Origin of the sequence: Nocardia sp. NPDC050408, from assembly GCF_044458905.1 — a bacterium.
GTDB lineage: Bacteria > Actinomycetota > Actinomycetes > Mycobacteriales > Mycobacteriaceae > Nocardia.
Window position 1 is genome coordinate 971,013 of record NZ_JBITIL010000002.1, and the last position, 14,220, is coordinate 985,232.

At 66.7% G+C, this 14,220-nt stretch carries 13 protein-coding genes and 1 pseudogene; 9 read left to right on the forward strand and 5 right to left on the reverse strand.

Annotation, left to right across the window (positions count from 1 at the left end; all coding sequences use genetic code 11):
- Nucleotides 1–16 precede the first annotated feature (16 nt).
- From ACIBJI_RS09250 to ACIBJI_RS09270, 5 genes and pseudogenes are all read left to right on the forward strand, one after another.
- On the forward strand, nucleotides 17–1,675 hold the full coding sequence (locus ACIBJI_RS09250; RefSeq protein ID WP_396958118.1) for a thiolase C-terminal domain-containing protein: 1,659 nt from the start codon (nucleotides 17–19) through the stop codon (nucleotides 1,673–1,675).
- Nucleotides 1,672–2,646, forward strand: a complete 975-nt coding sequence (locus tag ACIBJI_RS09255; protein WP_397083638.1) for an alpha/beta fold hydrolase — start codon at nucleotides 1,672–1,674, stop codon at nucleotides 2,644–2,646. Before ACIBJI_RS09250 ends, ACIBJI_RS09255 begins: the two co-directional genes overlap by 4 nt.
- Nucleotides 2,646–3,149, forward strand: a complete 504-nt coding sequence (locus ACIBJI_RS09260) for a DoxX family protein (RefSeq protein ID WP_364342802.1) — start codon at nucleotides 2,646–2,648, stop codon at nucleotides 3,147–3,149. The genes ACIBJI_RS09255 and ACIBJI_RS09260 overlap by 1 nt, the downstream gene beginning before the upstream one ends.
- A complete protein-coding gene (locus tag ACIBJI_RS09265; protein ID WP_397083640.1) occupies nucleotides 3,149–3,967 on the forward strand; it encodes an NAD(P)-dependent oxidoreductase in 819 nt (272 codons plus the stop codon). The genes ACIBJI_RS09260 and ACIBJI_RS09265 overlap by 1 nt, the downstream gene beginning before the upstream one ends.
- Nucleotides 3,967–4,762, forward strand: a pseudogene (locus ACIBJI_RS09270) (NAD(P)-dependent oxidoreductase). The gene ACIBJI_RS09265 and the pseudogene ACIBJI_RS09270 overlap by 1 nt, the downstream one beginning before the upstream one ends.
- A 138-nt stretch (nucleotides 4,763–4,900) precedes the next feature.
- On the opposite strand, the gene ACIBJI_RS09275 reads toward ACIBJI_RS09270, so the two are convergent.
- Nucleotides 4,901–6,346, reverse strand: coding sequence for an MFS transporter (locus ACIBJI_RS09275; RefSeq protein WP_397083642.1), 1,446 nt, complete (start codon nucleotides 6,344–6,346; stop codon nucleotides 4,901–4,903).
- A 117-nt stretch (nucleotides 6,347–6,463) separates the two neighbouring features.
- Here ACIBJI_RS09275 and ACIBJI_RS09280 point away from each other — a divergent pair, with 117 nt between their 5' ends.
- On the forward strand, nucleotides 6,464–6,988 hold the full coding sequence (locus ACIBJI_RS09280) for a MarR family winged helix-turn-helix transcriptional regulator (protein ID WP_397083644.1): 525 nt from the start codon (nucleotides 6,464–6,466) through the stop codon (nucleotides 6,986–6,988).
- Nucleotides 6,989–7,032: 44 nt separating this feature from the next.
- Here the strand turns inward: ACIBJI_RS09280 and ACIBJI_RS09285 are convergent, their stop codons facing one another.
- The 3 genes from ACIBJI_RS09285 to ACIBJI_RS09295 form a co-directional block, all read right to left on the reverse strand.
- A complete protein-coding gene (locus tag ACIBJI_RS09285; RefSeq protein ID WP_397083741.1) occupies nucleotides 7,033–8,577 on the reverse strand; it encodes an acyl-CoA synthetase in 1,545 nt (514 codons plus the stop codon).
- 116 nt (nucleotides 8,578–8,693) lie between these two features.
- Nucleotides 8,694–8,882 carry a ferredoxin gene (locus tag ACIBJI_RS09290; RefSeq protein WP_364342816.1) on the reverse strand — a complete coding sequence of 63 codons (189 nt, stop codon included), beginning with the start codon at nucleotides 8,880–8,882 and terminating at the stop codon, nucleotides 8,694–8,696.
- Complete coding sequence (locus ACIBJI_RS09295; RefSeq protein WP_397083646.1) at nucleotides 8,879–10,174, reverse strand: cytochrome P450; 1,296 nt, start codon at nucleotides 10,172–10,174, stop codon at nucleotides 8,879–8,881. Before ACIBJI_RS09295 ends, ACIBJI_RS09290 begins: the two co-directional genes overlap by 4 nt.
- 202 nt (nucleotides 10,175–10,376) lie before the next feature.
- Here ACIBJI_RS09295 and ACIBJI_RS09300 point away from each other — a divergent pair, with 202 nt between their 5' ends.
- The 3 genes from ACIBJI_RS09300 to ACIBJI_RS09310 are packed head-to-tail and all read left to right on the forward strand — an operon-like array spanning nucleotide 10,377 to nucleotide 13,576.
- Nucleotides 10,377–11,507 (forward strand): acyl-CoA dehydrogenase family protein, encoded by a 1,131-nt coding sequence (locus ACIBJI_RS09300; RefSeq protein WP_397083648.1) that lies wholly within the window; start codon nucleotides 10,377–10,379, stop codon nucleotides 11,505–11,507.
- Nucleotides 11,504–12,730 (forward strand): acyl-CoA dehydrogenase family protein, encoded by a 1,227-nt coding sequence (locus ACIBJI_RS09305; RefSeq protein ID WP_397083650.1) that lies wholly within the window; start codon nucleotides 11,504–11,506, stop codon nucleotides 12,728–12,730. The genes ACIBJI_RS09300 and ACIBJI_RS09305 overlap by 4 nt, the downstream gene beginning before the upstream one ends.
- Nucleotides 12,731–13,576 (forward strand): SDR family oxidoreductase, encoded by an 846-nt coding sequence (locus tag ACIBJI_RS09310; protein WP_364342827.1) that lies wholly within the window; start codon nucleotides 12,731–12,733, stop codon nucleotides 13,574–13,576.
- Here the strand turns inward: ACIBJI_RS09310 and ACIBJI_RS09315 are convergent.
- Nucleotides 13,518–14,213, reverse strand: a complete 696-nt coding sequence (locus tag ACIBJI_RS09315) for a TetR/AcrR family transcriptional regulator (protein ID WP_364342830.1) — start codon at nucleotides 14,211–14,213, stop codon at nucleotides 13,518–13,520. The genes ACIBJI_RS09310 and ACIBJI_RS09315 overlap by 59 nt on opposite strands.
- Nucleotides 14,214–14,220 lie beyond the last annotated feature (7 nt).

Consider the following 14,220-nt stretch of genomic DNA (forward strand, 5'->3'; position numbering starts at 1 on the left):
ACAGCGAGGAGGCGATATGGGCGAAGCATCGGGACGTCCACTGCCATTGCTCACCCTCGAAAACGAGTTCTTCTGGACTTCGGGGAGCGATGGCACGCTGCGCATACAGGAATGTGAATCCTGTGCGGCACTGATCCATCCACCGCAGCCGGTGTGCCGGTATTGCCGTGGACACGAGATGGGAGTGCGTGCCGTCTCCGGCTTCGCCACACTCGCGGGTTTCACCGTCAACCACCGTTTCGGGGTGCCGGGACTGCCCGCGCCCTATGTGGTGGCGCAGGTCGCGATCGAGGAGGATCCGCGAGTTCGGCTGACCACCAATGTGATCGACTGCGATCCGGACGACCTGGTCCTCGGCATGCGACTCGAGGTGGTCTTCCAACAGGACGACGACATCTGGCTGCCGCTGTTCCGGCCCGTCGAAACGCAGCCGGAACCGGCTCCGCTGCCCGTGGACGATATTGCGCCACAAGAGTTCTGGCGGCACGTGCGGCCCATGGTGCGGCCGGAGAAGTTCGAGGACCGGGTCGCACTCACCGGTATCGGCAGGTCGGCGATCGGGCGGCGGCTGCAGGTCCCACCGCTGCGGCTGACCATCCAGGCCTGCGAACGCGCGATCGCCGATGCCGGACTGACGCTGGACGATATCGACGGCCTGTCGACCTATCCCGGCGGCGGCAATATGGGCGGATTCAGCGAGGGCGGTGTCACTGCGCTGGAGTCCGCCCTCGGCATCCGGCCGACCTGGTACAACGGCGGCATCGAAACCTTCGGCCCCGGTGGGGCGGTCATCGCTGCGATGCTGGCGGTCGCGGGCGGGCTGGCCCGGCATGTGCTGTGTTTCCGCACCCTATGGGAAGCCACCTTCAACGATCTGATGCGCACGGGCAAGATCAAGCCCTCCGGGGGGCGCACACCCGGATGGATGGCCCCCTTCGGCGCCACCTCGGCGGCACATACCTTGGCGCAGAACGCACAACGGCATTTCCACCGCTACGGCACCACCCGCGAAACCCTCGGCTGGATCGCACTGAATCAGCGCGCCAATGCCGAACTCGAGCCGACCGCGATCTACCGAGATCCGTTGACCATGCAGGACTATCTCGAGGCGCGCACGATCACCACCCCGTTCGGCCTCTACGACTGCGATGTGCCCTGTGACGGCGCGATCGCGGTCATCGTCTCCAGCGTGGACACGGCTCGTGATCTGGCCAAACCACCGGTTCTCGTGGAGGCTGTCGGCACCCAGATCATCGAGCGGATCGAATGGGATCAGAGCACCCTCACCCACGAACCACAGGTGCTCGGTCCAGCCGCGCACCTGTGGACCCGAACCACGTTGCGCCCCACCGATGTCGACATCGCCGAGCTGTACGACGGCTTCACCTTCAACTGTCTGTCCTGGTTGGAGGCGCTCGGATTCTGCGGTATCGGCGAGGCCAAGGACTTCCTCGACGGCGGTAAGAACATCGCCCGCGACGGCCTGCTGCCGCTGAATACCCATGGTGGCCAGCTCTCGCACGGCCGCACCCACGGCATGGGCCTGCTGTACGAGGCGATTGCGCAGTTGCGCGGTGAAGCCGGTGCGCGTCAGGTCGCCGATGCCCACATCGGTGTGGTGTCCAGCGGCGGGCTCACCCCCGGTGGGGCAATGCTGCTGCGGAGCGATTCATGACGATTACCGAATCCGATTTCTCACTGCTGACCGGGGACGAACCGATTCCGGTCGTGACCGAGGTCGACGGCATCCCGATGTCGGGGTTGTTGGCCGAGGCGCGGGCACCACGGGCGGTGCTGCTGGCCCTGCACGGCGGGGCCACCACCTCGGCGTATTTCGACTGCCCGGATCATCCGCGACTGTCACTGCTGCGGCTGGCCGCCGCGGCCGGATACACCGTCTTGGCCCTGGACCGGCCCGGATACGGCAGCTCGCATACGCATGCGGACGAACTCGCCGACCCACAGCGTCGTGTCGATCTGATGTACGCGGCGGCCGAGCAGCATCTCGGGTCGCGGCCCCGCGGCGCGGGCACCTTCTTGCTCGCCCATTCCGCGGGTAGCGAACTGGCACTGCGGATGGCGGCCGACGAACGCGGACGCGAATTGCTCGGCCTCGAATTGGCGGGGACCGGGCTGGAACATCAGCAGGAGGCCTACGACATCCTGTGGGGACCGGATCCGCAGGGGCGCCGCCGCATGCGTCGTGACGGTGTACCGGGCGGAGTCACCGAACTGCTGTGGTACCCGGCCCGGCTTTACCCGCCCGAGTTGGTCGGTGGTGCGCGGATCGGGTCGTATGGTCCACGCTACGAAGGGAATTCGGTCGAGGACTGGCCGCAGGTCACCTTCCCGACGCTTGCCGCCGAAGTTCGGATTCCGGTGCGGTTCACCGTCGGCGACCACGAACGGGTGTGGCGCAACGATCCGGAGGCACTCGCCGAAGTCGCCGCCCGGTTCACCGCCGCGCCACGGGTTGTGCTCAATATCCAACCCAACAGCGGACACAACCTCAGCATGGGACATACAGCCGCCGCCTACCACCTCGGACTACTGGCCTTCGTCGAAGAAGCCGCAGTCTCCCGGAACATCGGCGAATTCTCCAGCCCGGCAATACAATTCAATGGCGCTACACAGGAGGCGAACTGATGGACGTCGTCGACGTGGCCATCGCACTCGTGCGACTCGTCGTGGGAGGCACCATGATCGCCCACGGCGTCAATCACTGGGTGGGCGGCGGCAAGATCGCGGGCACCGCGCGCTGGTTCAGCGGTCTCGGACTGCGCGGCGGCATCCTGCACGCGTGGCTGAGCGTCGTCACCGAAATCGGTGCGGGCGTGTTGTTGATCGTCGGCCTGCTCACCCCACTGGCGTGTGCGGCGGTCATCTCGGTGATGGCGGTCGCGGGTCTGCTGGCACACCGCACCAACGGATTCTTCGTATTCAAAGAGGGGTACGAGTATGTGCTCGTGCTCGCGGTCGTTTCACTGGCGCTGGCACTGCTCGGCCCAGGGTGGCTGTCCATCGATCACGCCGCCGATATCGAGATAACGGGCTGGACCGGTGGCGGCATCGCCCTCGGTGTCGGCCTGGTCGCCACCGCGGGTCTGCTCGCCATGTTCTGGCGACCCGAAGCGAAAGGCGAAGTGTGATGCGGGTCGGATTCATCGGACTCGGCAGCCAGGGTGGGCCGATGGCGCGCCGGATCGTCGAATCCGGATACGAGACAACATTGTGGGCGCGGCGAACGGCGTCGCTCGAGCCGTACGCCGATACGCCGGCGAAGGTCGCCACATCACCCGCTGAACTGGCCGCCGCGAGCGATCTCGTCTGCCTCTGCGTAGTCGGCGACGCCGATGTGCGCGAGGTCGTGACCGGTGCCGATGGCGTGCTGGCCGGTATGTCCGCGGGCTCGATCCTCGCCGTGCACAGCACGGTGCATCCGGACACCTGCCGCGATCTCGCCGATATCGCGGTGACACAGGGGATTTCGATCGTCGACGCTCCGGTCAGCGGTGGCGGCGCGGCGGCCGCCGACGGCCGATTGCTGGTGATGGTCGGCGGCTCTGCCGATATCGTCGAACGCGCTCGCGCGATATTCGAGACCTACGCCGATCCCGTTGTCCACTTGGGCCCGCTCGGCGCCGGACAGACCGCCAAGCTGCTCAACAACCTGCTGTTCACCGCGAATCTCGCTACTGCGGCAAGCACTCTCGCGCTCGGTTCGGCGATCGGTATCGATCCTTCCCGCCTCGGCGAGGTGATCTCGCACGGCACCGCCGACAGCTTCGCGCTCGGTCGTATCGTCTCCGCGGGCGGCGCGCTGGACCGCATCGCCGCGCACGCCGGGCCGCTGCTGCGCAAGGATGTCGGCCTGATCGCGAATCTGGCCGAAGTCGTGGGCGCCGAACCCGGCATCGTGCTCGACGCCGCGGACGCGACCCTCGCGATGATCGATCATCCGCGCTGATGCGCGTCGGATTCCTCGGCGCCGGGCGGATGGGGCGTCCCATGGTGGAACGGCTGGTCCAAGCCGGACATGAGGTGTGCGCGCTCGGCCGGTCGCTCGAAGCACGCCAGGCCCTTACCGAGATCGGCGCGCAGGCGGTATCCGCCGCCGCGGCCGTCGGGGCCAACGCCGATCTGGTCATCGTGTGCGTCTTCACCGATGAACAGGTTCGCGCGGTATGTCTCGGCACACCGTTGCTCGCCGCCATGCCATCCGGATCGACTCTCGTCCTGCACACCACCGGCAGTCCGCACACGACCGCGGCCATTGCCGCCGAAGCCATTGCCTCGCACGACATCCAGGTGCTGGATGCCCCCGTCAGCGGCGGCCCACCTGATATCGCGGCCGGACGGCTCACCCTCTTCGTCGGTGGCCCGGACGAGACCGTGGACCGGATCCGGCCCGTGTTGGCCGCCTACGGTGACCCGATTCTGCATGTCGGTCCGCTCGGCGCGGGCCAGCGCGTCAAGTTGGTCAATAATGCCGTATTCGCCGCTCAGCTCGGAATACTCACCGCCGGCAGTGGATCTCGGGAAGCGGCTCGGCGTCGCGGAAACCACCCTGTTGTCCGCGCTGCCGCACGGAAGTGCGGCGAGTCGCGCGCTGACCGGTGTCGCGGGGCGGGGGTCGGTCGCCGAATTCAGCGCATCGGTCGGCGAATTCGTCGGTAAGGATGTCGCGGCGGTCCGATCGATCGCCGCCGAACTCGGCACCGATCTCGGCCTGCTCGACACGGCCATCGACCAGCGGCACTGACACCACATCCGACGCGACGCCCCGAGCCTGTCGAGCACCTGCGTGACGCCCCGCAACCATTGCGGCGACGCCCCGAACCTGCTGCAGGTGCGGGTTCGGGGCGCCGTTCCCACCGCGCCACGCTGCGCGGTTGAGCTATCAGACCCGTGCTGGGACTTCCGCTTCGGGCTGCTCGGCCGGACCGACAGCGAGCGCACGGCGAACCGGAATCGCCATGGCGACCAAGGCCGCCAAGACCGATACGCCACAGCCGATCATGAACGCGACCCGGAAGCCGTTCTCGGTGGGGATGCTGTGACCGCCGACCGTGACGGTCAGCTGTGCGAGCACCGCGCCAACTACCGCCGCGGAGGTCGAGGTGCCGATCGAGCGCATCAGAGTGTTGAAGCCATTGGCGGCAGCGGTTTCCGACTGCGGCACCGCACCCATGATCAGGGCGGGCATGGCGCCGTAGGCGAAACCGACACCCGAGCTGCAGATGATGTTCACGATCAGCAGGCCCCAGGTGCTGCACATCAGAACCTGCGCGGCGCCGTAGCCGATGGCCATGACGACGGCACCGACGACAAGGGTGAACTTCGGACCGCGCAATGCCGACAGCTTCGCGCCGACCGGGGAGATGAGCATCATCATGATTCCGGCGGGCGCCATCCACAGACCCATCGCCATCATCGACTGGCCGAGACCGTAGCCGAGTGAGCTGGGCAGCTGCATCAACTGCGGAACACTCAGCTGCAACGCGTACATACCGACACCGATAGCGACCGTTGCGAGATTGGTGACGAGCACCTGCGGCCGCGCAGTTACCCGCAGATCGACCAGCGGCTCGACAGTCCGCAGCTCCCACCAACCCCACACCAGCAGCAGCACTACGGCGGCACCGAACAGGCCGAGAATGTTGCCGCTCGTCCAACCCCACGTCGCCCCCTTGGACACGGCGAGCAGCAGCGACACCAGACCTCCCCCCAGCAGCACCGCACCGAGTCCGTCGAAGTGACCCGACGGCCCTTCGGCAATACCCTCCGGAACGATCACCGTGATCAGTGCGGTGGCGATCGCGACCAACCCCGCCGCGGCCCAGAACAGCACCCGCCAGTTGCTGTACTCGGTGACCGCCGCCGCCAAGGGCAGACCGAGCGCGCCGCCGATGCCGAGCGAAGAGCTGATCAGCGCGATGGCCGAGCCGAGTCGCTCGGGCGGCAACACATCTCGCAGCAGCGCGACGGCCAGCGGGATGGTGCCGAAACCGAGTCCCTGTAGGCCGCGGCCGATGATCATCGGCAGCAACGAACCCGCCATGGCACAAACCACCGAGCCGACGATGAGCGGCACGGTCGAGGCGATCACCATCCGACGCTTGCCGAACATATCGCCGAGGCGACCGGCGACCGGGGTGGCGACCGCACCCACCAGCAGGGTGACCGTGACTACCCAGGACGTATTGGCCGCCGAGGAATTCAGAATCTGCGGCAACTCGCCGAGCAAAGGCACCACGAGCGTCTGCATCAGCGACGCGACGATGCCGGTATATGCCAGCACCGCCAGGATGGCGCCCGGCCGGACGGCGGAATCAGGCTTGTCCACGCAAATCTCCCTCGGACTCACAACAACTAGCGTGTATCGTACACTGAATGTGTAACATGCATTACGCGTGAACAATACACGCATTGTGTGCGATGCACATATCCGGGGAAGGAAGGCATGGACAAGCGCATGCAACTGATCGAGTTCGAGACCTTGCTACTCGGCCACTACCGACCGAGCCCGCAGCACCGACGCACCGACGACCCCCTGGAGCGCAGCTCGTATCTGCTACTGAGCCGACTGCGGATCCAGGGCCCGATGTCGCTGCGTCAGCTCAGCGACGCACTGGGATTGGATGTGTCGACGCTGCATCGGCAGACCGCCACACTGCTGCACACCGGACTCGTCGAACGCATCCCCGATCCGGCGGGCGGTATCGCACGCAAGTTCCGCGTCACCGCTGCCGGCGATCAGCGCCTCGACCAGGAGCGCGCGGGCATCATCGACGTACTGGCAGCGGTGACACAGAATTGGACCACCGAGGACCGCGCCGAATTCGCCTGCTACCTAGAACGTTTCAACAGCGACATCGAGCGCCTACACGGACGGACCTGGCCCCGCCCCAACTCGCGAGCCGCCGGCGATCAAGATCAGGTGGAAACCATGGCGGCATCAGCCGCCCCAGCCACCAGCTCCGCTTGATCTCGATCGCCACGCGTCGAGTGGACGCCCGGCTGGCAGGTGGGTCAGTTGACCAGCGTCTCGTGGCCTTTCCAGTACCGGGCGCGTAGTTGGCGTTTGTAGAGCTTGCCGCTGGGATCACGAGGCAATTCGGTGACGAAATCGACGGTGCGCGGGCATTTGTAGGCGGCTAATTCCGCACGACAGTAGGCGATCAGCTCGGCCGCGATTTCGGCACCGGCGGCGGGCGGATCGACCAGTTGGACAACGGCTTTCACCGCCTCGCCCATTTCCTCGTCCGGTACGCCGAGCACGGCGACATCGGCGACCGCGGCATGTGCGGCGAGGACGTTCTCGGCCTCTTGCGGGTAGATATTGACCCCGCCGGAAATGATCATGTGGGCCTGCCGATCGGTCAGATATAGGTAGCCCTCGGCATCGAGATAACCCACATCGCCGAGGGTGCGCCAACCCTTCTCATGGGTCACCGACGCGGTCTTCGCGGCATCGTGGTGGTATTCGAACGGCCGTCCCCCACCGAAATACACCACCCCGACTTGGCCGAGCGGCAACTCCTCGCCATCCGCGCCGACAATGTGACACTCCTGCGCCGGTCTGCCCACCGAACCCGGATGTGCCGACCACTGTTCGGCACTGATGTAGGTGTTTCCGACATCCTCGGTCCCGGAGTAGTACTCACTAATGATCGGCCCCCACCACTGCAACATCTGCCGCTTCACCGGCACCGGGCACGGGGCCGCCGAGTGCACCACATCGACCAGACTGGAGATGTCGTAGCGTTCGCGTTCGGCCTCCGGTAACCGCAGCAGGCGCACGAACATGGTCGGCACCATCTGCGCGTGCGTGACCCGATGACGCTCGATCAGCTCCAGACATTGCCGAGGTTCGAAGCGTTCCATCACGATCACGGTCGCGCCGATTCGATGCCATGACATCGAGAACACCAGCGGCGCACCGTGATACAGCGGCGCTGGCGACAGATACACCGCATCCGCGCTGGCGCCGCTCACCAGCAGACCCCGCGCGATCTGCACCGGCGCCGAATCCGGATCGCCGAGCGGAGCGCCGGGCAGCGGTTTGCGAACTCCCTTGGGCTGCCCGGTCGTTCCCGAGGAGTACAGCATCTCCCGGCCCTCGCATTCGTCGGAGCCGAGCGGATGCGGCGATGTCGCCGTCAGCACATCCTCGTACTGCTCGAAACCGACAAGCTCCCCCAGCGCCACGATCCGGACCGGGATGGCGGAGAGGTCGAGTTCGGCCACCACCTCGGCCATCGACTCGCTGGTCACCAGCGCGGTGGCGCCGCAGTCGTCCAAGATGTACTGCACCTCACCGGCTTTCAGATGCCGGTTGACCGCGGTGTAGTACAAACCGCAGCGCTGCGCCGCCCACGTGATCTCGAGAAACGGGCGATTATTCTCCATAAGAATCGCGATGTGGTCGCCGACCGCCAGCCCGCGCATGCGCAGGGCCCTGGCAAACCGGATCGACCGCTGCTCCAACTGGGCGTAGGTCACCACCTCACCACTGGCCGCCAGCACGATCGCCGGGCGATCCGGTACCCGACCGGCATGCCAGCCGGGCGTCATCGGTGCCGCTGTGGTCCGCACACCAACGTCGCCCGCCACGGGATCGCCTGGCTCGGCAATGTGATTCTCGGCCATAGAATAACGCTCTTCCTCGAGATGCCGGTCAGCTGCGCCGATCAACTCGCGGTGATGGCATGCTCCGGACAGGCCGACACCGCCACCAGGACGGCACTGGCGGAGTCAGCCGGAACCTCGGGAGTCTGCACTTCGGCGTACCCGTCGTCGTTGAGGGCGAACACCTCCGGGCACAACGACAGGCACACACCGTGTCCGCGACAGCGGTCGGAATCGACCGAGACCTTCATCGGGTACCACCTTCCGCGGTATCGAATTCCAGATGCAGCGCGGTCAGGCCGCGCAGGACGAAGGTCGGCACATACTCGTACGCGCGTGCGTCGGCGGCGCCGTGCACCGCTTCGTCGATGCGGATATCGGTCGTGCGGTCCAGCAGCCGCTCGATGGCCACGCGGGCCTCGGCCCTGGCCAGCGGCGCCCCCGGGCAGGTGTGGATGCCACGGCCGAAAGCGATGTGGGTGCGGGCATTCGAACGCTCGGGATCGAAGGTCGACGGATCGTCGAAGCGGCGCGGATCCCGGTTGGCACCGCTGTTGACCACCATCAAGGTGCTGCCTGCGGGCAGGTCGACCCCGCCGACGCTGACCGGCGCCCGCGACAACCGGAAGTCCCCCTTGACCGGGCTCTCCATGCGCAGCACCTCCTCGATGAAATTGGGTATGCGCGAGTGGTCCTCGCGCAGCCACCGCTGCAGTTCCGGCTGTTCGGCGAGCAGTTTCAGCGCGGAGCTGAGCAGTCGAACGGTCGTCTCCTGACCGGCCGAGAACAGATTCGCGGCCACCCGGACGACATCGAGCACCGTGGGTTCGGAGCCGTCCGGGAACATCGTGGTAGCCATGCTGCCGAGCACATCACCGCGCGGCTCGCGACGACGGTCCTCGATGTAGTCGGCGAACCTGCCGTAGAGGAATTCGATCGGGTTGTGGTGCATGGATTCACCCTCGGTACTGCCGAGGGCGGAGCCCTCCCGGTGCGGGTCGCGTTGCAATGCCTGGAGGAATTCCTCCTGATCGGCCGCGGGTACGCCGAGCAGGTCGGCGATGACGTACAGCGTGAACGGTCCGGCGAAGTCGCGGATGAAGTCGCCGCGGCCGGGCGCGAGGTAGCTGTCGAGCATCCGGTCCGCGAGCGTCCACATCGCGTCCTCGTTCTCCTTGAGGCGCTTCGGGGTGATCAGACGCATCAGCAGACCGCGATGCTGGGTGTGCACCGGCGGGTCCAGGGTCGGCAGCTGGTCGCTGAACGGCAGTTTGTCGCGATGCTCGGCGATCAGCGCATCGATATCGCCTTCCAGCGGCACCGGGAAACCGGGGAACGGACCGGTCACCGAGGTGCAGGAGGAGAAGTGCTCGGTGTCGTTCAGCACCTGGAGCGCCTCGTCGTAGCCGGTCACCATGTACACGCCGTGGTGGTTCTCGCGCGCCACCGGGCACTGCGCGCGCATGGCGTCGAAGTACGGATACGGATCCGCTATGAGCTCCCGCCCGAGAAAGAAATCCATCTCCTCGAAGTCGTTCACCACTGATGGCTCCCTTCGGCACCGCGCGCTCGCCACGGATCTACCGACCGGCACGCGAGAATGCTACTCTCAATAACTGTTGAATCCGATTCTCACATCGGTATCGGAGACCGTCAAATAGGAGCCGGCGGCGCGCGGTTTCCGACCAGCGCGTCTCAGCCCGGTGAGCAGGTTGCTCAGTGGTTGATTCGGAGGACCGAAATTCATGTGTGTCGAGCCGACCGCCGATCAGCGGCTGTTCCAGACGACAGCCCGCGAGTTCCTCGACCGCACCGTGCCGATCGAGACGGTCCGCGAACTGGCTGATACCGCAACGGGTTTCGATGACCAGTGGTGGCGCCGGGGTGCGGCGTTGGGTTGGACGGCGATGCTGGTGCCCGAAAGTCTCGGCGGCGGCTCGATTTCCGGCCGGCCGCTGACCGAACTCGCGCTGGTGGCCGAGGAGTTCGGTCGCACATGCGCGCCCGGCCCGTTGATTCCCACCAGCGCCGTACTCGCCGGACTGACGGCCGCGGGCGATCGGTTCACCGATGTGATCGCCGAGATCGTCAGTGGCGACGCCATCGCCGCATGGGCGCTCTACGAGCCGGGCCACGGTTTGGATCTCACCGCCCCGGACACCCGCGCCGAGCCCGATGGCACCGGCTACCGGATCACCGGACGGAAGGATCGCGTCGAAGCCGGTGACCGCGCCGAGGTTTTCCTCGTCACCGCACACGGCCCGGACGGCCCGATCCAACTCCTGGTGCGCGCCGACACCCCGGGCGTGACGGTCACCCCGACCTGGACGCTCGACCTCGTTCGCCGCACCGCCCGGGTCGAGTTCGCGGATGTTTTCGTCGATGCCGATGCCGTGGTCCAACAGGGCGAAACCGCCACCGCGGCAACGCAATCACAACTGCATATCGCAGCTGCGCTCAGCGCCTCGGAATCGGTCGGCGCTGCCGAGCGCGCCTTCGACGCCACCGTGACCTGGATGTTCGACCGCTACACCTTCGGCCGCCCGCTGGCCTCCTATCAGGCCCTCAAACACCGCATGGCCGATAACAAGACCTGGCTGGAGGCCTGCCACGCGACCACGCGCGCAGCAGCCGCGGCAATCGACGAAAACCCGTCCACGGCAGCCGAATTCGTCAGCGTCGCCAAATCGTATGTCGGGACGAAGGCGCCGGTGATCGTCCAGGACTGCGTCCAGATCCACGGCGGTATCGGCGTCACCTGGGAACACGACCTGCATCTGTTTCTGCGGCGCGTCACCTACGGTCGGGCCCTGTACGGGACCCCGGAGGAACATCATCGCCGCATCACCGACCTACTCGTCCGCAGCGCCGCATGACCACCGATCTCGAACCAGTCGACAGCTTCCGCGACCGCGCCCGGCGCTGGCTGAAGGAAAACCTCCCGCCAACCACGCAGACCTACACCGTCGCCGACCACGACGAGGTGTGGGATCGCGCGCGCGAACTGCAACGCATCCTCTTCGAAGGCGGCTTCGCGGGTATCTGTTTCCCGAAAGCCTATGGCGGCCAAGGGCTCACCCCCACCCACCAGCAGGCCTTCACCGAGGAGTCGCTCGGTTACGAGATGCCGCTGGTGCTGAATGTGCCCACGCTCGCGATCTGCGCGGCTACCCTGCTCGAGCTGGGCACCGAACAGCAGAAGCGCGCGCATCTGACGGCGGTGCTGCGCGGTGCGGAGATCCTGGCCCAGTTCCTATCCGAACCACGTGGCGGCTCGGATCTGGCAGGGCTGATCACCCGCGCCGATCGCGACGGTGCCGAGTGGATCCTCAACGGCTCCAAGATCTGGAGTTCGGGCGCCTATGCCGCCGACTACGGGCTGTGCCTGGCCCGCACCGACTGGGCCGTGCCCAAGCACAACGGCCTCACCCTGTTCCTCGTCCCGGTCGCCACGCCGGGAGTGACCATCCAGCGGATCAAACAGGTCACCGGGTCGACCGAGTTCTGCCAGGAGTTCTTCGACGATGTCCGGCTACCCGCCGAGGCCGTGATCGGCGAGGTCGGCGGCGGCTGGGCGGCGGCGTCGCGGCTACTGAATCACGAACGGGCCGCCATGGGCGGCACCTCGCCCTACACCAGCGGCCAGCGCCCGCATCTCGGCGCGGAGGCCACCACGCTGGTCGACCTGGCTCGCGCGACCGGCCGCCTCGACGACCCGCGGGTGCGTGAGGATATCGGGGCGGCCAGGGCCATGATCGTGGTCCGCAACCAACTCATCGCGCATGTCTCGCACGCCATCGGCACCGGCGCCCTGCCGCCCGCGGCCGGGTCCATCGTTCGCCTGTTCAGTGCCGAAAATGCCTTGCTGCAAACCGATTCCGCGGTCACGATCGCGGGTGCGGCGGCGGTGACCGGCGATCCGGATGGTCCTGGCATCGGCCAACTCGGCATCGACTATCTGTTCCGCAATGCCTGGAGCCTCGCGGGCGGCAGCACCGAAATGGCCCGAAACATCATCAGCGAACGGCTACTCGGCATGCCCCGCGAACACACCGCCGACCGCGACGTGCCGTTCAACAAGGTCGAACGGAGTCGTTGAGTGACGAGATGGTTCGAACAACGCGGCGGCCTCGATGGCACGGTAGCCGTGATCACCGGCGGCGCAGGCGGACTCGGGCAGGCGATTGTGCGGGATCTGGTCGCCAACGGTGTCCGGCCCGCGGTCCTCGACCTCGATGCAGAAGCCGCCGAGGCCCTGCGCCGCTCGATGGCCGATCGCGATGCCCTGGTGCAGGTCGGTGACGCCCGCGATCCCGATACGCTGACGGCGCTGTTCGCCGCCGTCGACGAGCGCTGGGGTCGGCTGGACATACTCGTCAATGTCGTCGGCGGCACCTTCCGTGCCCCGTTCACCGACACCACGCCGAAGGGCTGGGACGCGCTGCTGCGCACCAATCTGCTGCATGTATTCCACGCCTGCGCATTGGCGGTGCCGCGGATGCAGGCCGGTGGGCGCGGCGGCAGCATCGTCAATATCACCACCATCGAAGCGCACCGTGCCGCACCGGGTTTCGCTGTCTACGCCGCCGCGAAGGCGGCCGTCGAACAGTTCGGCCGCACGCTCGCTATCGAACTCGCACCGGACCGGATCCGGGTCAACAACGTGGCCCCGGACTTCGTACCTACCCCCAACCTGGCCAGGTTCTCACACGGCGACGGCGCCATGTCCGATCCGACCGGGGCTCGGGTCGCCATCCCACTGGGGCGCCCCGGTGAGGTCACCGACGTCTCGAACTGCGTAGTCTTCCTCGCCTCGGCCCTTTCGGCCTACCTCACCGGCACCACCCTGCATCCCGACGGTGGCACATCGGCATCGGCGGGTTGGTTCAACTGGCCGGATACCGGTTGGGCCAATTACGCTCCGCTGCGCTATCTCCAGAGTTGATCGGGGTGATCGCGCGCAGGCAGAACGCGGTCGTGCGGTCGATATCGGCGGCGGTCGGCTCCACCCGACGCCAGAGGAAATCGGTCAGACTGCCGACGGTCGCGTGTGCGACGAGCGCGGCATCGAATTGCGGGTCCTGGCTGCCCAATTCGGCGAAAGCGCCGTGCAGCAGTGTGGCGAGCCGATCGCTCGGCGTCGGCGATCCGGCATCTATATCCGGAGCTGACCCACCGGCGTTCCACAGCACCGCCCTGGTCAACGTCGCTGTGGAATCGGCCGCCTGGGACAGCACCGCCTCGACCCACCGGCGCACCTGGTCTTCCGGTGTATCCGCTTTGCGCATTCGACGGGCGGCATAGCGCACCAGGCGCTCGGCGCCATCCTCGATGAGGGCGGAGATGAGTGCGTCCTTCGATGGAAAATGCCGGTAGAAGGCGTCATTGGACAGACCGGCGGCCGCGACGATATCGGTTACGCGCGGTCGCGACGCGGTCCCGCTGGCGCGGATGACAGCCATCGCGGCATCCAGCAGGCGGCGCACCTCATCGGCATAGGTCGCCTCGCGTTTGGCGAGAGCCCTGGCGGCGATGCGGCCCACCACATCCACCTCGGGACCCGCAAGGCTATTCTCACTCACAAGAAGA